This window comes from Citrobacter sp. MGH 55 (assembly GCF_016906145.1).
In the GTDB taxonomy this organism is placed as follows: Bacteria; Pseudomonadota; Gammaproteobacteria; order Enterobacterales; family Enterobacteriaceae; genus Citrobacter_A; species Citrobacter_A amalonaticus.
Genome location: NZ_CP070239.1, coordinates 4,376,835 through 4,400,829, shown reverse-complemented (window position 1 = coordinate 4,400,829; position 23,995 = coordinate 4,376,835). Strand labels below are relative to the sequence as shown.

19 protein-coding genes are annotated in these 23,995 nt (G+C 52.5%); 14 read left to right on the top strand and 5 right to left on the bottom strand.

The window, feature by feature from the left end; genetic code table 11:
* Window positions 1–2: 2 nt before the first annotated feature.
* Both dmsB and JTI98_RS18215 read left to right on the top strand, forming a co-directional pair.
* On the top strand, window positions 3–620 hold the full coding sequence (gene dmsB, locus JTI98_RS18220; RefSeq protein WP_043000749.1) for a dimethylsulfoxide reductase iron-sulfur subunit DmsB: 618 nt from the start codon (window positions 3–5) through the stop codon (window positions 618–620).
* 1 nt (window position 621) lies between these two features.
* The gene (locus tag JTI98_RS18215) at window positions 622–1,485 is read left to right on the top strand and encodes a dimethyl sulfoxide reductase anchor subunit family protein (protein ID WP_043001202.1); all 864 of its coding nucleotides are present in this window, start codon (window positions 622–624) and stop codon (window positions 1,483–1,485) included.
* A 31-nt stretch (window positions 1,486–1,516) separates the two neighbouring features.
* On the opposite strand, the gene ycaC is transcribed toward JTI98_RS18215, so the two are convergent.
* Window positions 1,517–2,143, bottom strand: a complete 627-nt coding sequence (ycaC, locus tag JTI98_RS18210) for an isochorismate family cysteine hydrolase YcaC (protein ID WP_043001201.1) — start codon at window positions 2,141–2,143, stop codon at window positions 1,517–1,519.
* 313 nt (window positions 2,144–2,456) lie between these two features.
* Here ycaC and JTI98_RS18205 point away from each other — a divergent pair, with 313 nt between their 5' ends.
* On the top strand, window positions 2,457–3,605 hold the full coding sequence (locus JTI98_RS18205) for an MFS transporter (protein ID WP_043001200.1): 1,149 nt from the start codon (window positions 2,457–2,459) through the stop codon (window positions 3,603–3,605).
* Window positions 3,606–3,720: 115 nt separating this feature from the next.
* Here the strand turns inward: JTI98_RS18205 and pflA are convergent, their stop codons facing one another.
* The 4 genes from pflA to ycaO all read right to left on the bottom strand — a co-directional run bounded on the left by pflA (window position 3,721) and on the right by ycaO (window position 10,028).
* On the bottom strand, window positions 3,721–4,461 hold the full coding sequence (pflA, locus tag JTI98_RS18200) for a pyruvate formate lyase 1-activating protein (RefSeq protein WP_043001199.1): 741 nt from the start codon (window positions 4,459–4,461) through the stop codon (window positions 3,721–3,723).
* Between the two features lie 204 nt (window positions 4,462–4,665).
* Entirely contained in the window at window positions 4,666–6,948 is a 2,283-nt protein-coding gene (pflB, locus tag JTI98_RS18195; RefSeq protein WP_043001198.1) for a formate C-acetyltransferase, read from the bottom strand.
* A 56-nt stretch (window positions 6,949–7,004) separates the two neighbouring features.
* Window positions 7,005–7,862, bottom strand: a complete 858-nt coding sequence (focA, locus tag JTI98_RS18190) for a formate transporter FocA (RefSeq protein WP_043001197.1) — start codon at window positions 7,860–7,862, stop codon at window positions 7,005–7,007.
* A gap of 405 nt (window positions 7,863–8,267) precedes the next feature.
* A complete protein-coding gene (gene ycaO / locus JTI98_RS18185) occupies window positions 8,268–10,028 on the bottom strand; it encodes a 30S ribosomal protein S12 methylthiotransferase accessory factor YcaO (protein WP_216081630.1) in 1,761 nt (586 codons plus the stop codon).
* 136 nt (window positions 10,029–10,164) lie between these two features.
* Between ycaO and JTI98_RS18180 the strand changes: the two genes are divergently transcribed.
* From JTI98_RS18180 to JTI98_RS18130, 11 genes are all read left to right on the top strand, one after another.
* Window positions 10,165–10,857, top strand: a complete 693-nt coding sequence (locus JTI98_RS18180) for a DUF421 domain-containing protein (RefSeq protein ID WP_043001196.1) — start codon at window positions 10,165–10,167, stop codon at window positions 10,855–10,857.
* Between the two features lie 203 nt (window positions 10,858–11,060).
* Window positions 11,061–12,149 (top strand): 3-phosphoserine/phosphohydroxythreonine transaminase, encoded by a 1,089-nt coding sequence (gene serC, locus JTI98_RS18175; RefSeq protein WP_054177201.1) that lies wholly within the window; start codon window positions 11,061–11,063, stop codon window positions 12,147–12,149.
* A 72-nt stretch (window positions 12,150–12,221) separates the two neighbouring features.
* Window positions 12,222–13,505, top strand: a complete 1,284-nt coding sequence (gene aroA, locus JTI98_RS18170) for a 3-phosphoshikimate 1-carboxyvinyltransferase (protein WP_216081629.1) — start codon at window positions 12,222–12,224, stop codon at window positions 13,503–13,505.
* A 143-nt stretch (window positions 13,506–13,648) separates the two neighbouring features.
* Window positions 13,649–14,410 carry a M48 family metallopeptidase gene (locus tag JTI98_RS18165; protein WP_058587863.1) on the top strand — a complete coding sequence of 254 codons (762 nt, stop codon included), beginning with the start codon at window positions 13,649–13,651 and terminating at the stop codon, window positions 14,408–14,410.
* 172 nt (window positions 14,411–14,582) lie between these two features.
* Window positions 14,583–15,266, top strand: coding sequence for a (d)CMP kinase (cmk, locus tag JTI98_RS18160; protein WP_042320210.1), 684 nt, complete (start codon window positions 14,583–14,585; stop codon window positions 15,264–15,266).
* A 113-nt stretch (window positions 15,267–15,379) separates the two neighbouring features.
* Window positions 15,380–17,053 (top strand): 30S ribosomal protein S1, encoded by a 1,674-nt coding sequence (rpsA, locus tag JTI98_RS18155; protein ID WP_042320207.1) that lies wholly within the window; start codon window positions 15,380–15,382, stop codon window positions 17,051–17,053.
* A gap of 147 nt (window positions 17,054–17,200) precedes the next feature.
* Window positions 17,201–17,485 (top strand): integration host factor subunit beta, encoded by a 285-nt coding sequence (gene ihfB / locus JTI98_RS18150; RefSeq protein ID WP_002463068.1) that lies wholly within the window; start codon window positions 17,201–17,203, stop codon window positions 17,483–17,485.
* Between the two features lie 204 nt (window positions 17,486–17,689).
* Window positions 17,690–19,954: a ComEC family protein gene (locus JTI98_RS18145; RefSeq protein WP_216081628.1), complete on the top strand. Its 2,265-nt coding sequence runs from the start codon at window positions 17,690–17,692 to the stop codon at window positions 19,952–19,954.
* Between the two features lie 36 nt (window positions 19,955–19,990).
* Complete coding sequence (gene msbA, locus JTI98_RS18140) at window positions 19,991–21,739, top strand: lipid A ABC transporter ATP-binding protein/permease MsbA (RefSeq protein ID WP_043001191.1); 1,749 nt, start codon at window positions 19,991–19,993, stop codon at window positions 21,737–21,739.
* Window positions 21,736–22,713 carry a tetraacyldisaccharide 4'-kinase gene (gene lpxK, locus JTI98_RS18135; RefSeq protein ID WP_061070319.1) on the top strand — a complete coding sequence of 326 codons (978 nt, stop codon included), beginning with the start codon at window positions 21,736–21,738 and terminating at the stop codon, window positions 22,711–22,713. The genes msbA and lpxK overlap by 4 nt, the downstream gene beginning before the upstream one ends.
* Before the next feature lie 41 nt (window positions 22,714–22,754).
* Window positions 22,755–23,987: a winged helix-turn-helix domain-containing protein gene (locus tag JTI98_RS18130; RefSeq protein WP_216081627.1), complete on the top strand. Its 1,233-nt coding sequence runs from the start codon at window positions 22,755–22,757 to the stop codon at window positions 23,985–23,987.
* Window positions 23,988–23,995: the final 8 nt, after the last annotated feature.

Below are 23,995 nucleotides of genomic sequence, written 5' to 3'. Positions count from 1 at the left end.
CGATGACAACCCAGTATGGATTTTTTATTGATTCCAGCCGTTGCACCGGTTGTAAAACCTGCGAACTGGCCTGCAAGGACTACAAGGATTTAACCCCGGATGTCAGCTTCCGCCGCATTTATGAATATGCGGGCGGAGACTGGCAGGAAGACAACGGCGTCTGGCACCAGAACGTGTTTGCCTATTATCTCTCTATTGCCTGTAACCACTGTGAAGATCCGGCCTGTACCAAGGTCTGTCCGAGCGGGGCGATGCACAAACGGGAAGACGGCTTTGTGGTGGTGGATGAAGATGTCTGCATCGGCTGTCGTTATTGCCATATGGCCTGTCCGTACGGCGCGCCGCAGTACAACGCCGCCAAAGGCCACATGACCAAATGCGACGGCTGTCATGACCGGGTGGCGGAAGGCAAGAAACCRATCTGTGTCGAGTCTTGTCCGCTRCGTGCGCTGGATTTCGGTCCTGTCGACGAACTGCGTCAGAAACACGGCGATCTGGCGGCGGTTGCTCCGCTGCCTGGCGCACACTTTACGAAGCCGAGTATTGTGATCAAACCGAATGCCAACAGCCGCCCGACCGGGGATACCACCGGTTATCTGGCGAATCCGAAGGAGGTGTAAGATGGGAAGTGGATGGCATGAATGGCCGCTGATGATCTTCACGGTCTTCGGACAATGTGTGGTCGGTGGCTTCATTGTCCTGGCGCTGGCGCTAATGAAAGGCGACCTGCGGGCCGAAACGCAACAGCGCGTGATTACCTGCATGTTTGCGCTGTGGGTGCTGATGGGGATTGGCTTTATCGCATCTATGCTGCACCTTGGCTCGCCAATGCGGGCGTTTAACTCGCTTAACCGTGTCGGTTCATCGGCGCTGAGTAATGAAATTGCCAGCGGTTCGATTTTCTTTGCGGTTGGCGGGATCGGCTGGCTGCTGGCGGTGTTGAAAAAGCTCTCTCCGGCTCTGCGTAACCTGTGGCTGCTGCTGACGATGGTGCTGGGTGTACTGTTCGTCTGGATGATGGTGCGCGTCTATAACAGCATTGATACCGTACCGACCTGGTACAGCGTCTGGACGCCGCTGGGCTTCTTCCTGACTCTGCTGATGGGGGGGCCACTGCTGGGCTATCTGCTGCTGCGCGTGGCGGGAGTCGATGGCTGGGCGATGCGTCTGTTGCCTGCGGTTTCACTGCTGGCGCTGGTGGTCAGTGCCATCATGTCGGTGATGCAGGGCGCAGAACTGGCGACCATTCACAGCTCTATTCAGCAGGCTTCTGCGTTGGTACCTGACTACGGGGCGTTGATGGCCTGGCGGATTGGGGTGCTGGCGCTGGCCTTGTGCTGCTGGATTGTTCCGCAGTTGAAAGGGTATCAGCCTGCGGTCCCGCTGCTGTCAGTGGCCTTTATTCTGCTGCTGGTGGGAGAACTGATTGGTCGCGGCGTATTCTACGGTCTGCATATGACCGTCGGTATGGCGGTTGCCAGCTAAGTGAATAACCGGGGCTTTCGCCCCGGTTTTACTATTTCTGTTTAGTCAACGTATCGTAGCTGGTCATCAGGTTGCGATAATCCGGAATGTGGTTGGAGAACAGCGTCGCCAACCCCTCAATATCATTACGCCAGTCACGGTGTAGTTCACAGGCCACACCAAACCATGTCATGAGCTGAGCACCGGCCTGAGACATTCTATCCCACGCCGAATGACGGGTAATTTCATTAAACGTACCCGACGCGTCGGTGACGACGAAGACATCAAAACCTTCTTCAATGGCAGACAGCGCCGGAAATGCTACACAAACTTCGGTCACTACACCCGCAATGATCAACTGCTTTTTCCCTGTCGCTTTGACGGCCTTAACGAAGTCTTCGTTATCCCAGGCGTTGATATTCCCTGGCCTCGCAATGTACGGGGCATCCGGGAACTGGGCTTTTAATTCGGGGACCAGCGGGCCGTTTGGTCCGGTTTCGAAACTGGTGGTGAGGATGGTAGGCAGCTTGAAGTATTTGGCTAAATCACCCAGCGCGAGCACGTTGTTTTTGAATTTATCAGGGTCAATATCCCTGACCAGTGACAGCAATCCGGCCTGGTGATCCACCAGAAGAACCGCTGCGTCATTTTTATCGAGACGAACATAAGGCCTGGTCATTCTCTTCTCCTTGCTTGAGTCAACTCTGCGCCCGAATTCATTCAGGTGCGTATGGTTCATTCAAAGCATAGAACGGAAAAAAAAACCTGTCGGGACTATGAGATTTTTCGACTGATCGAAACGGAATACCTTTGCGTTAAATCAATAAAAACAGTCACCTGTAGTTGATTGGTTATCAGTAATACATAATCTTAATCAATAAATTCAATCGAAGGCGGAAAAGGGCCGCCACGCCACGGTTTCCGCCGATTGACAATGTTTTTGTTGGTGGCATGATGCGCGTGAAATTTGAACTTCCTCACGGTTTATACTCATGTCCACCTATACCCGACCTGTCTTGCTTTTGCTGGCTGGTCTACTTCTGCTGACCCTGGCGATTGCGGTGCTGAACACGCTCGTCCCGCTTTGGCTCGCCCAGGAAAACCTGCCGACGTGGCAGGTGGGTATGATCAGTTCGTCCTATTTCACCGGTAATCTGGTCGGGACGCTGTTAACAGGGGCTTTAATCAAACGCCTCGGGTTTAACCGTAGTTACTATCTCGCCTCGCTGATTTTTGCGGCCGGTTGTGTGGGCCTCGGGGTGATGGTCGGCTTCTGGAGCTGGCTGGCATGGCGCTTTGTCGCGGGCATTGGCTGCGCGATGATCTGGGTGGTTGTGGAGAGTGCGCTGATGTGCAGCGGGACATCACGTAACCGTGGTCGCCTGCTGGCGGCCTACATGATGGTCTATTATGTGGGGACCTTCCTCGGACAACTGCTGGTCAGCAAAGTCTCGACGGAACTGATGAACGTGCTGCCGTGGGCGACGGGACTGATTCTGGCAGGGATTTTACCGCTGCTCTTTACCCGCATCCTGAATCAACAGTCTGATGAACACAACGACACGCCAATTACCGCAATGCTGAAACTGCGTCAGGCGCGGCTGGGCGTTAACGGCTGCATCATTTCCGGGATTGTCCTGGGTTCGCTGTACGGCCTGATGCCGCTCTATCTCAATCATCAGGGCATGAGTAATGCCAGTATCGGTTTCTGGATGGCGGTGCTGGTTAGCGCGGGGATCCTCGGGCAGTGGCCAATCGGGAGACTGGCGGATAAGTTTGGTCGACTGCTGGTACTGCGCGTGCAGGTGTTTGTGGTCATCCTCGGAAGCATCGCGATGTTAAGCCAGGCAGCGATGGCACCTGCGCTCTTTATCCTGGGGGCGGCCGGTTTTACGCTCTATCCGGTGGCGATGGCCTGGGCCTGTGAAAAAGTGGAACATCACCAGCTGGTGGCAATGAACCAGGCGTTGTTGCTGAGCTACACCGTTGGCAGCCTGTTAGGGCCTTCCTTCACCGCCATGCTGATGCAGAATTATTCCGATAATCTTCTGTTTATCATGATTGCCAGCGTGTCGTTTATTTATTTGCTGATGCTACTGCGCAATGCCGGACATACTCCGAACCCGGTTGCTCACGTTTAATTCAGCGTCAACAGGAAGCAATGTGTGTTATTGCATCCTGTTTTGGTTAATGTTCTGTATTCCCCGACAGAAAGTAAAAAGGCTACCCGTCGGATAGCCTTTTTAAAAGACTCAATCAATACATCACTTTATGCCCGTATTGCTCAAGAATGCCTTTAACGCGTTCCATCGTTTCTTTCTTCGGTGGATGTACACCATCGAGTTTGTACTCTTCGCCCATCGCCACCCATTTATGTTTACCCAGTTCGTGATAGGGCAGGAGCTCGATTTTTTCAACGTTGCCCATATCGCGGGTAAATTCACCGAGTCGGTGCGCGGAGTCGTCATCGTCGGACCAGCCAGGTACCACGACGTAACGGATCCACACGTTGATATTTTTGTTTGCCAGATAGCGGGCGAACTCCAGCGTACGGTGGTTGGAAACGCCGACCAGGTTCTGGTGGATCTCATCATTCATCTGCTTGAGGTCGAGCATCACCAGGTCAGTGACTTCCAGCAGTTCATCAATCACCGGGTCGTAGCGGCGAACAAAACCATTGGTATCCAGACAGGTATGGATACCTTCTTGCTTACAGGCACGAAACCAGTCACGGACAAATTCCGCTTGCAGGATGGCTTCACCGCCTGACGCCGTTACGCCGCCGCCGGATGCGTTCATAAAGTGGCGATAGGTCACGACCTCTTTCATCAGTTCTTCAACGGTGACTTCTTTACCGCCATGCGTGTCCCACGTATCGCGGTTGTGGCAATACAGACAGCGCATCAGGCAGCCCTGGAAGAAAGTAATAAAGCGGATGCCTGGGCCGTCAACGGTACCACAGGATTCAAAGGAGTGAATGCGACCAATAACTGACATTGCGGTGTTTCTCCAGATGTGGCCCATCCGGGGCCGTGTTGGTGCACAGCTCATTGGCTGTGTCGAGTCTGTTTTGGCGGTTATCCATTGAGTATAGATAGCTGACAAAACAGGCTGCAGTCGGGAAACGACCTGTTAAAAAGGCCCCACTTACGTGGAGCCTTTATTGTACGCCTTTTACCGCGTGATTTCAGTCAAAACACATTACATGGTCTGAGTGAAGGTACGGGTAATAACGTCCTGCTGCTGTTCTTTCGTCAGGGAGTTAAAACGTACTGCATAACCAGATACACGGATGGTCAGCTGCGGATATTTTTCCGGATGTTCCATCGCGTCCAGCAGCATTTCACGGTTCATCACGTTCACGTTCAGGTGCTGACCACCTTCGATGGACGCTTCATGGTGGAAGTAACCATCCATCAGACCGGCCAGGTTAGTCTTACGAACTTCGTCGTCTTTACCCAGTGCGTTCGGAACGATAGAGAAGGTATAAGAGATACCATCTTTCGCGTAAGCAAACGGCAGTTTAGCAACAGAAGTCAGAGAGGCAACAGCACCTTTCTGGTCACGACCGTGCATCGGGTTAGCACCTGGTCCGAACGGCGCGCCAGCACGACGACCATCTGGGGTGTTACCGGTTTTCTTACCATACACAACGTTAGAGGTGATGGTCAGAACAGACTGCGTCGGGATAGCATCACGGTAGGTTTTGAGTTTCTGAATTTTCTTCATGAAACGTTCAACCAGGTCAACCGCCATGTCATCAACGCGCGCGTCGTTGTTACCAAACTGCGGGTATTCGCCTTCGATTTCGAAGTCGATAGCCAGACCGTCTTCGTCACGAATCGGTTTAACTTTCGCATATTTGATAGCAGACAGGGAGTCAGCCGCAACGGACAGACCTGCGATACCACATGCCATGGTGCGAATAACATCACGATCGTGCAGCGCCATCAGAGAGGCTTCGTAGCTGTACTTGTCGTGCATGTAGTGGATAACGTTCAGCGCGGTGACATACTGCTTAGCCAGCCAGTCCATGAAGTGGTCCATGCGCTCCATGACTTCGTCATAGTTCAGCACGTCGCCTTTGATTGGCTCAGATTTCGGGCCAACCTGCATTTTCAGTTTTTCATCAACGCCGCCGTTGATTGCGTACAGCATGGTTTTCGCCAGGTTTGCACGCGCACCGAAGAACTGCATTTGTTTACCAACAACCATTGGGCTTACGCAGCAAGCGATAGCGTAATCGTCGTTGTTGAAGTCCGGACGCATCAGGTCATCGTTCTCATACTGCAGAGAAGAGGTGTCGATGGACACTTTAGCGGCGAATTTCTTGAAGTTCAGAGGCAGTTTTTCAGACCACAGAACGGTGATGTTCGGCTCCGGAGACGGACCCATGGTGTACAGGGTGTTCAGGAAGCGGAAGCTGTTTTTGGTAACCAGAGTACGGCCATCAACGCCCATACCACCGATGGATTCCGTTGCCCAAATCGGGTCGCCGGAGAACAGTTCATCATATTCAGGCGTACGCAGGAAACGAACCATACGCAGTTTCATGACCAGGTGGTCAATCATTTCCTGAGCGTCTTGTTCAGTGATTTTGCCTGCTTTCAGGTCACGTTCAATGTATGCATCCAGGAAGGTGGAGACACGACCGAAGGACATTGCCGCGCCGTTCTGAGATTTAACCGCAGCCAGGTAGCCGAAGTAAGTCCACTGAATCGCTTCCTGAGCGTTGGTTGCCGGACCAGAGATATCGCAGCCATATTTCGCAGCCATCTCTTTGATCTGACCCAGCGCACGGTGCTGTTCAGCAATTTCTTCACGCAGACGGATAGTCGCTTCCAGGTTTACGCCGTTTTCCAGGTCAGACTGCAGGGAAACGAACTGAGCGTATTTGTCTTTCATCAGGAAGTCGATACCGTACAGCGCAACGCGACGGTAGTCACCGATGATACGGCCACGGCCATAGGCATCCGGCAGACCAGTCAGAACACCGGATTTACGGCAGTTCAGAATGTCTTTGGTGTAAACATCGAAAACGCCCTGGTTGTGGGTTTTACGATATTCAGTGAAGATTTTTTTCAGCATCGGGTCCAGTTCGCGGTTGTACGCTTTGCAGGAACCTTCAACCATTTTGATACCACCGAACGGGATGATCGCACGTTTCAGCGGAGCTTCAGTTTGCAGACCAACAATTTTCTCGAGCGCTTTATTGATGTAGCCAGCGTCGTGAGAAGTGATGGTGGAAGCAACAGAGGTGTCAAAGTCAACAGGCGCGTGAGTGCGGTTTTCCTGTTTAACGCCTTCCATTACGCTGTCCCACAGTGCAGTGGTCGCATCAGTCGCGCCAGCCAGGAAGGACTCGTCACCCTCGTACGGAGTGTAGTTTTTCTGAATGAAGTCACGGACGTTTACTTCATTCTGCCAGTCACCTTTGGTAAAACCTTCCCAGGCTGTGGCTAACTTTTCATTAAGCTCGGACATGTTACACCTACCTTCTTAAGTGGATTTTTTATTTACTGCGTGTATCGCGACATCAATTAATGATGATCGTTGTCACGCAGATAAATGACCCAGTATGTCAACCCAACCAACAAACCCCCGCCGATAATGTTACCGATCGTAACCGGAATCAGGTTATCAGTGATGAAGTTCATCGCGGTCAGGTGAGAAAAACTTTCCGGCGTCGAGCCAACTGCGCTCCAGAACTCCGGTGTTGCGAGATCACGGATTACAATACCCATCGGAATCATAAACATGTTTGCGATACTGTGCTCAAAACCGCTGGCAACAAACATCGCAACTGGTAATACCATGATAAACGCTTTATCCATCAGGCTACGGCCTGAGTAGCTCATCCATACAGCCAGGCATACCATCAGGTTTGCGAGGATACCGAGGCTGACGGCTTCAACAAAAGTATGGTGCATTTTGTGGTCGGCGGTTTGCAGGACGTTCAGTCCCCACTGGCCGTTGGCGACCATATATTCGCCGGAAAGCCACATCAATAGCACAAAGAGCAAGCAACCAATCAGGTTACCAAAATAGACGTTGAGCCAGTTTTTTGCCAACTGACCCCAGGTGATTCGGCCACTGGCTTTGGCAACGACAATCAACACGGTTGACGTAAAGAGGTCTGCACCGCAGATGACGCAAAGAATCAACCCCAGAGAGAAGCAGATACCGCCAATCAGTTTCGCCATACCAAACGGCATCGTACCTGTACCGGTCGTTGCAGTGATATAGAAAACAAAGGCGATGGAAATGAACACACCGGCAGTAATTGCCAGGAAGAAAGTCTTAAGCGGATGTTTCGTTGCTTTATAGACACCTGCCTCTTCGGCCACTTTGGCCATTGCTGCAGGGAGTAAAAGATCAAAAGGGTTGTCAGCTTTCACACTAACTCTCTCTTTATTAAGTCGGCGACGAGATACTAACAAAGCATTATAGATGAGAAATTGATGTAGATCATATCCCGCCTGGCTTATAGGCCCGTAATACGCATGGTTTTTATGCAATTACGGAGTAATTATTTGATTTTTATGATAAAAATAAATTTTAAATTTTAGCAAATGAGTTGAAAATTTTCCTTCCTACGTCTGTTAGCCAGTTAATTAATATGGAGTAATTGGCAGATAAAGTAACAACTATCTATTAAATTATGTAATATCAACTACCAACATTTAACCTTGTTATTACATTTATTTTGGGATATTCAAAAATAAATAAAAAGGGGCGCTTAGCGCGCCCCGTAATATAGCCCAGACGATTATTTAAACCTACTCAGCGTAGGTTGATTGGCTTTATTTTGACCAAAATGAAGATTTTGCACGCTGCAACTTCTCATAGGCCTTCAACAGTGACTGGTGTGATGCGAATGCGTGCAGATCGCTGTCAACCGGCTGCAGACCATAAAAGGCGGCTTCACCGCTCAATGCTGCACTGGCGGCTTCGACAGCATTTGCGCCATACATACGGACAAACGCGTTCAGATATTGCAGCGGTTCACGTTCTTCTTCCTGTGACAGCAGTAACAGCGTTTGCAGGCAACGGTAATAATTCGCCCGCTCGGCGCTAAAGATCGACGTATTAAATTCCATCGTCCATTCGGTCCAGATCAGTGCCTGTTCCAGATCGCCACCTGCCAGCGCCAGCATCGCTTTTAGTTCCCCAATACGCAGGGTGTACCAGCCGTTATCTGAACCGGTAGCCAGGCCTAACAGTTCACGAACGCGGGTGAAATCATCAAACCCTTCTTCATCGAGTTGCTCAATCAGGTTGAGATAGTCTTCTTTATCCCAACGACTATTCGGCAGTGAGAGCAGGGTCTCGCGCAGATGGACGCCCATGGCGTTATTGGCTAACCACAGATCTTCAGCAGGATAAATATCAGACATCCCCGGAACGATGATCCGACAGGCGTAGACACCGAGATGTTCGTAATCGGCGATGTACACCTCTTTATCTTCCGCGTTGAAGATCGCCATCAGGGTGGCAAACTCTTCTTCTGTGGTACCGGAGAAACTCCAGTCAACGAACGGGTAGTCGGCATCCTGCTTGAACAGATCCCAGGAGATCAGACCGCTGGAGTCAATGAAGTGCGTTTCCAGGTTGGTATGCTCAGCCACTTCTTCATCGTCGAAGGTCGGCGGTGTGAAGACGTCGAGATCTTTCAGACCACGGCCCTGCAGTAGTTCCGTCACGGTACGTTCCAGTGCGACGCCAAAATCAGGGTGTGCGCCGAAAGAGGCGAAGCAGGTGCCGTTAGCCGGATTGAACAGCACAACGCAGATCACCGGATACTGACCGCCCAGAGAGCCGTCGTAAGCAAAGATGGGGAAACCTTCCGCTTCCAGCGTTGCAATAGATTCCACCACCGCCGGGTAGCGTGCCAGCACGTCGGCTGGAATTTCCGGCAGGCTGATGCTTTCGGCAATAATGCGATTCTTCACGTAACGCTCAAAGACTTCAGATAACCCTTGCACGCGCGCTTCGTTACGGGTGTTACCGGCGGACATCCCGTTTGAGACGTACAGGTTGCCGATAATGTTCATTGGAATATAGACGGTCTGGTTATCCGACTGGCGGGTAAACGGCAGGCCGCAGATACCACGCTCTTCGTTGCCAGACTGCAGGTCGATCAGCATGCTGCCGGTCAGTTCGTTCTCGGGATCGTAGAAGGCACGCAGGCGGGCATCCAGCAGACCGTCCGGTACGTCATCATTTTCGATCAGCGGGAACCATTTCTCGTTCGGATAATGCACGAACGGGCCATTGGCGATGGTTTCACCCAGCCAGAAATCGGCAAAGAAATAGTTGGTTGACAGACGCTCAAAATATTCGCCCAACGCCGAGGCCAGCGCGGCCTTTTTCGTCGCCCCTTTGCCGTTGGTAAAGCACAGCGCACACTCTTTATCGCGAATGTGTACGGACCAGACGTTTGGCACCGGGTTCAGCCACGAGGCCTCTTCAATATGGAAACCGAGGTCGAGCAGTTTTTGCTGGAAGCGAGCGATGGAGTCTTCCAGTGCGGCGTCTTTGCCGGGAATAAATGTTTGCGTCATGAAAATCACTTTTGTCGTACGGAAAGCGCGCAATGATACGGGTTTTACGTGACTGACGCTATCGCCGCCACTGACGCGGCGCAAATAAAAGTTTTGGCTATGCTTGTAGGCAGTGATCCACCATAAGAGCATAAAAATGAAAGCGTTTGATTTACAACGGATGGCACTCGATAAAGTGCCGATGGAATTCCTCGGTGAAGTGGCTTTACGCAGTCTGTATACCTTCGTACTGGTCTATCTGTTTCTCAAACTCACAGGACGACGCGGCGTGCGACAGATGTCGCTCTTCGAAGTGCTGATTATTTTAACGCTGGGGTCGGCGGCGGGTGACGTGGCCTTTTATGATGATGTCCCGATGTTGCCAGTACTGGTGGTCTTCATTACCCTCGCGCTGCTGTACCGTCTGGTGATGTGGCTGATGGCGCGCAGTGAAAAACTGGAAGATTTACTGGAAGGTAAGCCCGTCGTGATTATTGAAGATGGCGAGCTGGCGTGGGAAAAACTGAACCAGTCAAATATGACCGAGTTCGAGTTTTTCATGGAGCTGCGACTGAATGGCGTTGAGCAACTGGGACAGGTGCGCCTGGCGATCCTTGAAACGAATGGTCAGATCAGCGTTTATTTCTTTGAAGACAGTGAGGTAAAGCCTGGCTTAAGCATTTTGCCGAAGTATTGTACGCAACGTTATAAAGTCGTTCCTGAAGCGGGAGAGTATTCCTGTGTGCGATGCAGTGAAGTGATCACAATGAAAGCCGGCGATCGTCAGGCGTGCCCGCGGTGTAAAAATCCAGAATGGTCGAAGGCCAGTCGGGCAAAACGGGTCGTCTGACAGCAAAAATATCGGTCTTTTATCGTCAATCCCGAAGATTCTGTTGTGTGAGCGAACACTCATTTTTACTCGAGTTTGTTTTAGCCATTGCGGCGCGTGTCACTGAATGATAAAACCGATATCCACAGGAATAACTTATACCCAATCTCTGTTCATGTACGAAAAGAGATTGGGTTAATAACAACGCAACGTGGTGAGGGGAAATGGCTCAGGTCTTCAATTTTAGTTCAGGTCCGGCAATGTTACCGGCAGACGTGCTTAAACTGGCTCAAAAGGATCTTTGTGACTGGAACGGTCTTGGTACGTCCGTCATGGAAGTGAGCCACCGCGGCAAAGAATTCATCCAGGTCGCGCAAGAAGCGGAGCAGGATTTTCGCGATCTGTTGAATATCCCCTCCAACTACAAAGTGCTGTTTTGTCACGGCGGTGGTCGCGGCCAGTTTTCTGCCATTCCGCTGAACATTCTGGGCGACAAAACCACGGCAGACTACGTTGATGCAGGCTACTGGGCAGCCAGCGCCGTCAAAGAAGCGAAAAAATACTGCACACCGAATGTGATTGACGCCAAAATTTCGGTCGATGGCCTGCGCGGCGTGAAGCCGATGAGTGAGTGGCAGCCTTCTGCTGATGCAGCGTATCTGCATTACTGCCCGAACGAAACCATCGATGGCATCGCAATTAACGAAACGCCCAATTTTGGTTCCGATGTGGTGGTGACCGCTGATTTCTCCTCAACCATTCTCTCCGGACCGCTGGATGTTTCCCGCTATGGCATCATTTATGCGGGCGCACAGAAGAACATTGGCCCGGCGGGTTTGACTATCGTCATCGTACGCGAAGATTTACTGGGTAAAGCGAATGTGGCGTGTCCGTCGATCCTCGATTATTCCGTTCTGAACGACAATGACTCGATGTTCAATACGCCGCCGACCTTCGCCTGGTATCTTTCCGGCCTGGTGTTCAAATGGCTGAAAGCCAATGGCGGCGTGGCGGCGATGGATAAAATCAATCAGCAAAAAGCAGAACTGCTGTACGGTGTGATTGATAACAGTGACTTCTATCGTAACGATGTCGCGAAAGCGAACCGTTCACGTATGAACGTGCCGTTCCAGTTAGCTGACAGCGCGCTGGATAAGCTCTTCCTGGAAGAGTCTTTTGCTGCGGGCCTGCACGCGCTGAAAGGCCACCGCGTTGTCGGCGGAATGCGTGCCTCCATCTATAACGCGATGCCGCTGGAAGGGGTAAAAGCCCTTGCCGATTTCATGACTGATTTCGAGCGCCGTCGCGGCTAATCTGGTGTCTCTTTTCATCCCCACAGCCTTGTCTGTGGGGTTTTTATTTCTGTCTTTTGAGAGTTGAGTTTCATGGAATCCCTGACGTTACAACCCATCGCACGGGTCGATGGCACGATTAATCTGCCAGGCTCGAAGAGCGTATCAAACCGCGCGCTGTTACTGGCGGCGTTAGCTCATGGCACCACAGAGCTGACCAACCTGTTAGACAGCGATGACGTTCGCCATATGCTCAATGCCCTGAGTGCGTTGGGGATTGATTACACCCTTTCTGCGGATCGCACCCGCTGTGAAATCACGGGTAACGCAGGCCCGCTGCACGCCGAAGGCGCATTAGAGCTGTTTCTGGGCAATGCCGGAACGGCAATGCGACCGCTGGCCGCCGCACTGTGCCTTGGCGCAAACGATATTGTGCTGACCGGTGAACCGCGTATGAAAGAGCGCCCGATTGGTCATCTGGTGGATGCGCTGTGTCAGGGCGGGGCGAACATTGAGTATCTGGAGCAGGAAAACTATCCGCCGCTTCGACTGCGTGGCGGATTTACCGGCGGACAGGTTGAGGTTGACGGCAGCGTCTCCAGCCAGTTTCTCACTGCGCTGCTGATGACCGCGCCTCTGGCACCCCAGGATACGGTGATAAGTATCAAAGGCGATCTGGTGTCGAAACCGTATATTGATATCACGCTGAACCTGATGAAAACCTTTGGCGTTGAAATAGAGAACCAGAGCTATCAGCGCTTTGTGGTCAAAGGCGGTCAGCAGTACCACTCTCCAGGTCATTATCTGGTTGAAGGGGATGCTTCATCGGCCTCCTATTTCCTCGCGGCAGGCGCCATTAAAGGTGGAACGGTGAAAGTGACCGGGATTGGCCGCAACAGCATGCAGGGCGATATCCGTTTTGCCGATGTGCTGGAGAAAATGGGCGCGACCGTCACCTGGGGTGACGACTTTATCGCCTGTACCCGTGGCGAACTGAATGCCATCGATATGGACATGAACCATATTCCGGATGCCGCCATGACTATCGCGACAGCCGCGTTGTTTGCCAAAGGTACGACAACGCTTCGCAACATTTATAACTGGCGTGTGAAAGAAACTGACCGTCTGTTTGCGATGGCGACCGAACTGCGCAAAGTCGGCGCGGAAGTGGAAGAGGGGCATGATTTTATTCGCATCACGCCGCCGGCACACCTGAAGTTTGCCGACATTAGCACCTATAACGATCACCGTATGGCGATGTGTTTCTCGCTGGTGGCGTTATCTGATACGCCGGTTACGATCCTTGACCCGAAATGTACCGCCAAAACCTTCCCTGACTATTTTGAACAATTGGCGCGTATCAGTACCCCTGCCTGATTTCTCTCTTCGCGCCGGTCAACTGGCTGGCGCGATATCGTCTGTATCTGTACTTTTTTCCTGTTACTGCTAATGCTAACGTGTTGATGATTTAATGTTTTGATTTATATGCGTTTTATTATAAATATCAACGGAAGATTAGCATGAAAAATAAATCACTCCTGATTACTATTGCAGTATCCGCAGCGCTGCTGGCGGGATGTAAAAATGGCGTTAATGGTGACATGCTCGCCAGTTCGGGCATGTCGGCCTATAAAGCAGCCACGCTTTCCGATGCCGATGTCAAAACGTTGTCCAGCAACGCCTGCAAACAGATGGATAGCCAGAATCAACTTGCGGGAAAAAGCAGTAAATACACCAGGCGTCTGGGTAAGATTGCCAAAGCTCTGGGAAATAATATTGATGGTACTCCGGTCGATTATAAGGTCTACATTACTTCTGACGTCAATGCGTGGGCAATGGCGAACGGCTGTGTCCGCGTTTATTCCGGTTTGATGGATCTGATGACCGATAATGAAATCGAAGGGGTATTAGGTCACGAGTTAGGTCACGTCTCTTTAGGGCATTCCCGCAAAGCAATGCAGACGGCTTATGCTACCTTGGCCGCGCGTGATGCGATTTCTGCCACCAGTGGCGTGGCTTCACAACTCTCTCAGTCGCAGTTAGGCGATTTGGCTGAAGGGGTGATCAACTCGGCGTTCTCCCGTAGTCAGGAATCTGAGGCTGATGACTTCTCCTATGACCTGATGAAAAAACGTGGCATCAATACGCAGGGGCTAGTGAGTGCATTCGATAAGTTAGCCACAATGGATGCCGGCCACGCTAAATCCCTGATGGATTCCCACCCGGCGTCAGCTGATCGTGCTCAGCATATGCGTGACCGTATCGCTGAAGATAAAAAGTAAAACATTGTCATCTTTCGGGCTGGTTTCTCCCCGGCCCGCTATAATTGCGCAATTATTCTTCACCTGGTGACAGACTAAATCGGTTTTTGCACACAACGTTAACGATTGTGGGCGTTGGCGCGTATAATGCGCGGCGTTTACGTTAACAGAACGCCTGTTTAAGGAGATAAAGATGACGGCAATTGCCCCGGTAATTACCATTGATGGCCCAAGCGGTGCAGGAAAAGGCACCTTGTGCAAAGCGATGGCGGAAGCATTGCAATGGCATCTGTTGGACTCTGGCGCAATCTATCGCGTGCTGGCGCTGGCGGCATTACATCATCATGTTGATGTTGCATCGGAAGACGCGCTGGTTCCGCTGGCAACCCATCTCGATGTCCGCTTTGTTTCAACTGACGGAAATCTGGAAGTGATCCTAGAAGGGGAAGACGTCAGCGGTGAAATCCGCACGCAGGAAGTCGCCAATGCCGCCTCTCAGGTCGCCGCATTCCCTCGCGTACGTGAGGCACTGCTGCGTCGTCAACGCGCTTTCCGTGAAGCACCCGGACTGATCGCTGATGGACGTGATATGGGGACGGTGGTTTTCCCGGATGCGCCGGTCAAAATTTTCCTTGACGCCTCCTCAGAAGAACGTGCACATCGCCGTATGCTACAGTTGCAGGAGAAGGGCTTTAGTGTTAACTTTGAACGCCTTTTGGCCGAGATCAAAGAACGTGACGATCGTGACCGAAACCGTGCTGTAGCGCCGTTGGTTCCCGCTGCTGATGCTTTAGTTTTAGATTCCACACGATTAAGCATTGAGCAAGTGATTGAAAAAGCGCTACAATACGCGCGCCAAAAACTGGCACTCGCTTAAGAGCGACCGAATTTGCAGTACCCCCGTTGCAATGGAATGACAGCGGGTATGTTAAACAACCCCATCCGGCACGGAGCCAGGTGGACGTTAAATATGAAACCTGAAGATTAAACATGACTGAATCTTTTGCTCAACTGTTTGAAGAATCCTTAAAAGAAATCGAAACCCGTCCGGGTTCCATCGTTCGCGGTGTTGTTGTTGCTATCGACAAAGACGTTGTTCTGGTTGATGCAGGCCTGAAATCTGAATCTGCAATTCCTGCAGAACAGTTCAAAAACGCGGCTGGCGAACTGGAAATCCAGGTGGGCGACGAAGTTGATGTTGCTCTGGATGCAGTAGAAGACGGCTTCGGTGAAACACTGCTGTCTCGTGAAAAAGCGAAACGTCACGAAGCATGGATCACGCTGGAAAAAGCTTACGAAGATGCTGAAACTGTTACCGGTGTTATCAACGGCAAAGTTAAGGGCGGCTTCACTGTTGAGCTGAACGGTATTCGTGCGTTCCTGCCAGGTTCACTGGTAGACGTTCGTCCGGTGCGCGATACGCTGCACCTGGAAGGCAAAGAGCTTGAATTCAAAGTCATCAAGCTGGATCAGAAACGCAACAACGTTGTTGTTTCTCGTCGTGCCGTGATCGAATCCGAAAACAGCGCAGAGCGCGATCAGCTGCTGGAAAACCTGCAGGAAGGCATGGAAGTTAAAGGTATCGTTAAGAACCTCACTGACTACGGTGCATTCGTTGATCTGGGTGGCGTTGACGGCCTGCTGCACATCACCGATATGGCATGGAAACGCGTTAAGCATCCGAGCGAAATCGTAAACGTTGGCGACGAAATCACTGTTAAAGTGCTGAAGTTCGACCGCGAACGTACCCGTGTATCTCTGGGCCTGAAACAGCTGGGCGAAGATCCGTGGGTAGCTATCGCTAAGCGTTATCCGGAAGGTACTAAACTGACCGGTCGCGTAACCAACCTGACCGACTACGGCTGCTTCGTTGAAATCGAAGAAGGCGTTGAAGGCCTGGTTCACGTTTCCGAAATGGACTGGACCAACAAAAACATCCATCCGTCCAAAGTTGTTAACGTTGGCGACGTAGTGGAAGTTATGGTTCTGGATATCGACGAAGAACGTCGTCGTATCTCCCTGGGCCTGAAGCAGTGCAAATCTAACCCATGGCAGCAGTTCGCGGAAACCCACAACAAGGGCGACCGTGTTGAAGGTAAAATCAAGTCTATCACTGACTTCGGTATCTTCATCGGCCTGGACGGCGGCATCGACGGCCTGGTTCACCTGTCTGACATCTCCTGGAACGTTGCAGGCGAAGAAGCAGTTCGTGAATACAAAAAAGGCGACGAAATCGCAGCAGTTGTTCTGCAGGTTGACGCAGAGCGCGAGCGTATCTCTCTGGGCGTTAAACAGCTGGCAGAAGATCCGTTCAACAACTGGGTTGCACTGAACAAGAAAGGCGCAATCGTAAACGGTAAAGTGACTGCAGTTGACGCGAAAGGCGCAACCGTAGAACTGGCTGACGGCGTTGAAGGTTACCTGCGCGCTTCTGAAGCATCCCGTGACCGCGTTGAAGACGCTACCCTGGTTCTGAGCGTGGGTGACGACGTTGAAGCTAAATTCACCGGCGTTGACCGTAAGAACCGTGCAATCAGCCTGTCTGTTCGTGCTAAAGACGAAGCTGATGAGAAAGATGCCATCGCAACTGTTAACAAACAGGAAGATGCAAACTTCTCCAACAACGCAATGGCTGAAGCTTTCAAAGCAGCTAAAGGCGAGTAATTCTTTGATACTTTGGGAGGTTTCGTCCCGAAGTCAGATGAGAATACTTGACAGATTATAGAATTCGTTCTGTAATCAATGACAAAGGGCGGCTACGGCCGCCCTTAATCAATGCAACAGCAGCAGCTTATTGGAACCGGAGGAATCATGACCAAGTCAGAATTGATTGAAAGACTTGCCACTCAGCAATCTCATATTCCCGCGAAAGCGGTTGAAGATGCGGTCAAAGAGATGCTGGAGCATATGGCCTCGACTCTTGCACAGGGCGAGCGTATTGAAATCCGCGGTTTCGGCAGCTTTTCTTTGCACTACCGTGCACCACGTACCGGGCGTAACCCGAAGACTGGCGACAAAGTGGATCTGGAAGGGAAATACGTTCCGCACTTTAAGCCGGGTAAAGAACTGCGCGATCGCGCCAATATTTACGGTTAAGTTTTTCGCACAACATAACCTCAGAAAAGCACCTTTACGGTGCTTTTTTCTTGCCTGCTTTTCAACCCTGGAATGCCGCTCGCATTTCATGTTGCACATTGCCGGGCGGCGATGAAAATCGCGGAATCATGGCCGTAAATCCTTCATTCTCCTCCTGACAATCCCGGCTCAGACCTGCACACTGCCGCCAACACGGAGGTGTGTATGAAATTAACGACGGTCAGTCTGTGTGCATTAGGGGGAATTTTCCCTTTATTTTTGCTACCTGCGCTGCCGGGGGGATGGCTTGTTAGCATCCTGTTTGTGCTGGCCTGTCTGCTCGGTCTGCTCCGCTGGAAAGTGGCACAGTACGCTGGGCTTCTCCTGCTGTTTTTTCTCTGGGGCGTCATGGCGGCGAAACAGTCGCTGTGGGCGGGAAATACGTTGCCCGCCGCCACGCAGGAGACCATCGTTGAGCTGACGGCCACGGATAACATGACGACACATGCCGGGCTGATCACGCATCTTAATGGGCATCGGCTTTTCCCTGCCGTCGGTATTGTGCTTTATAACCAATATTTGCCAATCGCGCCGTGCGCGGGACAACGTTGGGCGATGACGCTGAAGGTCCGTGCCATGCACGGCGAGTTGAATGACGGCGGATTTGATAGTCAGCGTTATGCCCTGGCACAGCATCAGCCGCTCACTGGCCGATTTTTACAGGCAAAGATTGTCGATAGCAAATGCAGCTGGCGAGCGCGCTATCTCGCCTCGTTAACGGATTCTCTGGAAAACTATCCCTGGCAGCAGGTGATACTAGGTCTGGGGATGGGGGAGCGCCTGCTGGTGCCACAGGAAGTCAAAGCGATCATGCGCGATACCGGCACGGCGCATCTGATGGCAATTTCCGGCCTGCATATCGCTTTTGTGGCTTTACTGGCAGCTGCTCTGATTCGCGGCGTGCAGTTTCTGCTGCCGGTCGGTGCAATTCGCTGGCAACATCCTGTGATTGGCGGGCTAATTTGCGCTGCGTTTTACGCCTGGCTGACCGGGTTACAACCTCCGGCGCTACGTACGGTGGTGGCGCTGCTGGTGTGGGGAGCACTGAAATTATGCGGGCGGCAATGGAGCGGATGGTCAGTCTGGTGCTGCTGTCTGGCGGCTATTCTGGTTGTTGATCCCGTCGCCGTGATCTCGCAAAGCCTGTGGCTTTCGGCCTTTGCCGTTGCGGCGCTGTTATTCTGGTACCAATGGTTTCCTTGCCCCGCCTGGCCCACATCACGTGCCGGGCGCTTGCTGGTTGAACTGGCACACCTGCAACTAGGGATTACCTTGCTGCTCATGCCGCTACAAATCGCACTGTTCCACGGTATCAGCCTGACGTCGTTTGCTGCGAATCTGTTTGCTGTCCCGCTGGTTACGTTTGTCAGCGTCCCGCTGATCCTCGCCGGAATGGTGGTCCATCTCACTGGTCCGCTGCTTCTTGAGGGCGGACTCTGGTATCTGGCCGATCGCTCACTGGCTGCATTATTCTGGGCGCTCAATCACTTGCCTGCGGGGTGGATCAACGTTGATGCCCGTTGGCAGTGGCTGGTCTTTGTCCCCTGGCTGATGCTACCCGGTTGGCGATTTATCGCCTGGCGCGTTTTCCCCGGCCTGTGTCTGGCGACGCTGGCGTTGCTGAGCTGGCCGTTCTGGAGTCCGGTGCGCACTGACGCCTGGCAGGTGCACATGCTGGATGTCGGGCAGGGGTTAGCGATAGTTATCGCTCGTAATGGTAAAGCGTTACTCTACGATACCGGGCTGGCCTGGCCGGGAGGTGACAGCGCCCAGCAGATAATCATTCCGTGGCTGCGCTGGCACCACTTGCAGCCAGAGGGGATTATTCTCAGCCATGAGCATCTCGACCATCGCGGTGGACTACACTCTTTGCAGACAACCTGGCCAGCGCTTTGGGTGCGCAGTCCGTTAGGCTGGCAGGGGCATCTGCCGTGTTACCGCGGTGAGACGTGGCAATGGGAGGGACTGCGTTTTAGCGTGCACTGGCCGTTGAAAGGAGACCCGACGCAGGGGAATAATCACTCTTGTGTCGTGAAGATTGATGATGGTACGCACAGTATTCTGCTGACGGGCGATATAGAGTCCCCCGCGGAACTGAAAATGCTCAGTCATTACTGGCAGCATCTTTCGGCGACGGCAATCCAGGTACCACACCATGGCAGCAGTACCTCTTCTTCACTGGCGCTACTTCAGCGCGTTAGTGGCAACGTGGCACTGCTCTCCGCCTCACGCTATAACGCCTGGCGATTGCCGTCATGGAAGGTGAAGCAACGCTATCTGCAACAGGGTTACCGGTGGTGTGATACCCCGCATCAGGGGCAAATTTCGCTGGATTTTTCAACACAGGGCTGGCAGGCCATCAGCCTGCGGGAGCAAATTTTACCTCGTTGGTATCATCAGTGGTTTGGCGTGTCAGACGATAACGGGTAGAATATGCGGCTATTTCAACAGATGCTGGTTTCTTGAATGCATAACGATAAAGATCTCTCTACGTGGCAGACGTTTCGCCGACTGTGGCCAACCATTGCGCCTTTCAAATCGGGTCTGATCGTGGCGGGTGTTGCGTTAATCCTCAACGCGGCCAGCGATACCTTCATGTTATCGCTCCTCAAACCATTACTGGACGATGGTTTTGGTAAAACAGATCGCTCAGTGTTGCTTTGGATGCCGCTGGTGGTTATTGGGCTGATGATTTTACGTGGTATCACCAGCTATATCTCCAGCTACTGTATTTCCTGGGTATCCGGCAAAGTGGTGATGACCATGCGTCGTCGCCTGTTCGGTCATATGATGGGAATGCCGGTTTCCTTCTTTGACAAACAGTCTACCGGGACGCTGCTGTCTCGTATTACTTATGATTCTGAACAGGTAGCCTCTTCGTCTTCCGGTGCGCTGATTACCGTTGTGCGTGAAGGTGCATCGATTATCGGCCTGTTCATCATGATGTTCTATTACAGCTGGCAGTTGTCGATAATCCTGGTTGTGCTGGCACCTATTGTGTCGATCGCGATTCGCGTAGTCTCCAAACGTTTTCGTGCTATCAGTAAGAATATGCAGAATACGATGGGGCAGGTGACAACCAGCGCGGAGCAGATGCTGAAAGGCCACAAAGAGGTACTGATCTTCGGTGGTCAGGGAGTGGAAACGAAGCGCTTCGACAAAGTCAGTAACAAGATGCGTTTGCAGGGGATGAAGATGGTTTCTGCTTCTTCCATTTCCGATCCTGTCATCCAGTTGATCGCTTCACTGGCGCTGGCGTTTGTGCTGTACGCAGCTAGCTTCCCAAGCGTGATGGACAGCCTGACGGCAGGGACGATCACCGTGGTCTTCTCCTCAATGATCGCCCTGATGCGTCCGTTGAAGTCGTTGACTAACGTTAACGCCCAGTTCCAGCGTGGGATGGCCGCATGCCAGACTTTATTTGCCATCCTGGATAGCGAGCAGGAAAAAGACGAAGGTAAACGTGTGATTGAGCGTGCGACCGGCGATCTGGAATTCCGCAATGTCACCTTTACCTATCCGGGGCGTGAAGTACCAGCGCTGCGTAACATCAACCTGAAAATTCCGGCGGGCAAAACCGTTGCGCTGGTGGGGCGTTCAGGTTCCGGCAAATCAACCATTGCCAGTCTGATCACGCGTTTCTATGACATCAATGAAGGTGAAATCCTGATGGATGGCCACGATCTGCGGGAATACACCCTGGCCTCGTTACGTAATCAGGTCGCGCTGGTGTCGCAAAACGTACATCTGTTCAACGACACGGTGGCGAATAACATCGCCTACGCGCGAACTGAGCAGTATAGCCGTGAGGAGATCGAAGAAGCGGCTCGTATGGCTTATGCCATGGACTTTATCAATAAGATGGATAACGGCCTTGATACGGTGATCGGTGAAAACGGCGTGCTGCTTTCCGGTGGTCAACGTCAACGTATCGCCATTGCGCGTGCTTTACTGCGCGACAGCCCGATTCTGATACTTGATGAAGCCACGTCAGCGCTGGATACCGAATCTGAACGCGCCATTCAGGCGGCGCTGGACGAACTGCAGAAAAACCGCACCTCGCTGGTAATTGCGCACCGTCTTTCAACCATCGAACAGGCCGATGAAATTGTGGTCGTGGAAGATGGGCTGATTGTGGAGCGCGGTACGCACAACGAGCTGCTGGAACACCGTGGCGTTTACGCGCAACTGCACAAAATGCAATTTGGTCAATGATCGCACGCATCTGGTCCGGTGAGTCGCCCTTGTGGCGACTGTTACTTCCACTTTCCTGGCTATACGGCCTGGTGAGCGGGGCGATCCGTCTGTGCTACACGCTCGGGATCAAACGCGCCTGGCGCGCACCGGTGCCGGTGGTGGTGGTCGGTAATTTGACGGCAGGTGGCAATGGCAAAACGCCGGTAGTGATCTGGTTGGTGGAACAACTCCAGCAGCGCGGTCTTCGCGTTGGGGTAGTTTCTCGTGGATATGGCGGCAAAGCCGCGTCCTATCCCTTGCTGCTGAATGCCGAAACCACCACGGCGGAAGCGGGTGATGAGCCGGTGCTGATTTATCAGCGCACCGGCGCGCCAGTTGCCGTATCGCCCAACCGGGCTGACGCGGTAAAAGCGATTCTGGCGCATCACGATGTGCAGATTATCGTTACTGATGATGGTCTTCAGCACTACCGTCTGGCGCGCGATGTCGAGATTGTGGTGGTTGATGGCGTTCGTCGCTTCGGCAACGGCTGGTGGCTACCGGCAGGTCCGATGCGGGAGCGGGCAGGTCGCCTGAAAACGGTGGATGCGGTTATTGTCAATGGCGGTATTCCACAGGCGGGTGAGATCCCGATGCATCTGGCGCCAGGACAGGCTGTGAACCTGCGTACCGGTGAGCGCCGTGATGTCGCGCAATTGCAAAATGTCGTGGCAATGGCCGGTATTGGTCATCCGCCACGCTTTTTTGCCACGTTAGAATCCTGTGGCGTACAGCCGCAAAAATGTGTTCCTCTGGCGGATCATCAGGCATTGACTTCGCAGGATGTCAACGGCTTACTAAACGGGTCGCAAACGCTGGTCATGACGGAGAAGGACGCCGTGAAGTGCCGCGCCTTTGCCGAAGACAACTGGTGGTATCTTCCTGTCGATGCACATTTATCGGGGACTGAACCTGAGACATTACTCGAAAAATTGATCTCGCTGACACGTTAGCGCACCACCATGACGGCAGCGTACAAATGAGGGAATCATGAATGTCGTTGCCGTACCTCTCACTTACGGATGCCCGTAACCTTCATCTCGCCGCCCAGGGATTGTTAAAAAAACCACGTCGTCGCGCGTTGGCAAGCGATATCCTGCCGACGATTACCCGTATGTCGCTGCTACAAATCGATACCATCAATATTGTCGCCCGCAGTCCCTACCTTGTGTTGTTCAGTCGACTGGGCAATTACACCCCACAGTGGCTGGATGATGCGTTGGCGCAGGGGGAACTGATGGAGTACTGGGCCCATGAGGCCTGTTTCCTGCCGCGTAGTGATTTTACGCTGATACGCCACCGGATGCTGGCACCTGAAAAAATGGGCTGGAAGTACCAGGCGGCGTGGATGGAAGAGCATGCCGGCGAAATTGAGCAACTGTTGCAGCATATTCATCAAAATGGACCGGTACGCTCGGCTGACTTTGAGCATCCGCGTAAAGGCAACAGCGGCTGGTGGGACTGGAAGCCGCACAAGCTGCATCTGGAAGGGTTGTTTACGGCAGGAAAAGTGATGGTGATTGAGCGTCGCAATTTCCAGCGCGTGTACGATCTCACGCATCGCGTGATGCCACACTGGGATGATGAACGCGCTTTGCTACCCCGGGCGCAAGCAGAATCCGTCATGCTGGACAACAGTGCGCGCAGCCTGGGTATTTTTCGTGAGCAGTGGCTGGCAGATTACTACCGCCTGAAACGTCCTGAGTTACAAAACTGGCGCGACGTGCGGGCTGAACAGCAGTACATCATTCCGGTAGAGGTCGAAAAACTTGGTCGGCTGTGGTTGCATGCGGATTTGCTGCCGCTACTTGAACAGGCACAGGCAGGCAAGCTGACAGCGACGCATAGCGCGGTACTGTCGCCGTTTGATCCGGTGGTTTGGGATCGCAAACGTGCGGAGCAACTGTTCGATTTCAGCTATCGGCTGGAGTGCTACACGCCAGCCCCAAAGCGCCAGTATGGTTATTTTGTCCTGCCTTTACTGCACCGGGGTCAGTTGGTGGGGCGGATGGACGCCAAAATGCACCGTAAAACGGGCGTACTGGAAGTGATTTCTCTCTATCTGCAAGAAGGCGTAAAGCCAGGAGTGACGCTGCAAAATGGGCTACAGCAGGCGATAACCGATTTTGCCCGCTGGCAGAATGCCGTTCGCGTGACGCTCGGCCGCTGTCCGGCAGGGATATTTACGCAATGTCGGCAAGGGTGGGAAATAGACGCAGTCGCATGAGCGAGTAT

Coding starts and splice junctions, on each gene's coding strand:
- JTI98_RS18215 (WP_043001202.1), top strand. CDS start 622: ATGGGAAGTGGATGGCATGAATGGCCGCTGATGATCTTCACGGTCTTC.
- ycaC (WP_043001201.1), bottom strand. CDS start 2,143: ATGACCAGGCCTTATGTTCGTCTCGATAAAAATGACGCAGCGGTTCTT.
- JTI98_RS18205 (WP_043001200.1), top strand. CDS start 2,457: ATGTCCACCTATACCCGACCTGTCTTGCTTTTGCTGGCTGGTCTACTT.
- pflA (WP_043001199.1), bottom strand. CDS start 4,461: ATGTCAGTTATTGGTCGCATTCACTCCTTTGAATCCTGTGGTACCGTT.
- pflB (WP_043001198.1), bottom strand. CDS start 6,948: ATGTCCGAGCTTAATGAAAAGTTAGCCACAGCCTGGGAAGGTTTTACC.
- ycaO (WP_216081630.1), bottom strand. CDS start 10,028: ATGACGCAAACATTTATTCCCGGCAAAGACGCCGCACTGGAAGACTCC.
- JTI98_RS18180 (WP_043001196.1), top strand. CDS start 10,165: ATGAAAGCGTTTGATTTACAACGGATGGCACTCGATAAAGTGCCGATG.
- serC (WP_054177201.1), top strand. CDS start 11,061: ATGGCTCAGGTCTTCAATTTTAGTTCAGGTCCGGCAATGTTACCGGCA.
- aroA (WP_216081629.1), top strand. CDS start 12,222: ATGGAATCCCTGACGTTACAACCCATCGCACGGGTCGATGGCACGATT.
- JTI98_RS18165 (WP_058587863.1), top strand. CDS start 13,649: ATGAAAAATAAATCACTCCTGATTACTATTGCAGTATCCGCAGCGCTG.
- cmk (WP_042320210.1), top strand. CDS start 14,583: ATGACGGCAATTGCCCCGGTAATTACCATTGATGGCCCAAGCGGTGCA.
- rpsA (WP_042320207.1), top strand. CDS start 15,380: ATGACTGAATCTTTTGCTCAACTGTTTGAAGAATCCTTAAAAGAAATC.
- ihfB (WP_002463068.1), top strand. CDS start 17,201: ATGACCAAGTCAGAATTGATTGAAAGACTTGCCACTCAGCAATCTCAT.
- JTI98_RS18145 (WP_216081628.1), top strand. CDS start 17,690: ATGAAATTAACGACGGTCAGTCTGTGTGCATTAGGGGGAATTTTCCCT.
- msbA (WP_043001191.1), top strand. CDS start 19,991: ATGCATAACGATAAAGATCTCTCTACGTGGCAGACGTTTCGCCGACTG.
- lpxK (WP_061070319.1), top strand. CDS start 21,736: ATGATCGCACGCATCTGGTCCGGTGAGTCGCCCTTGTGGCGACTGTTA.
- JTI98_RS18130 (WP_216081627.1), top strand. CDS start 22,755: ATGTCGTTGCCGTACCTCTCACTTACGGATGCCCGTAACCTTCATCTC.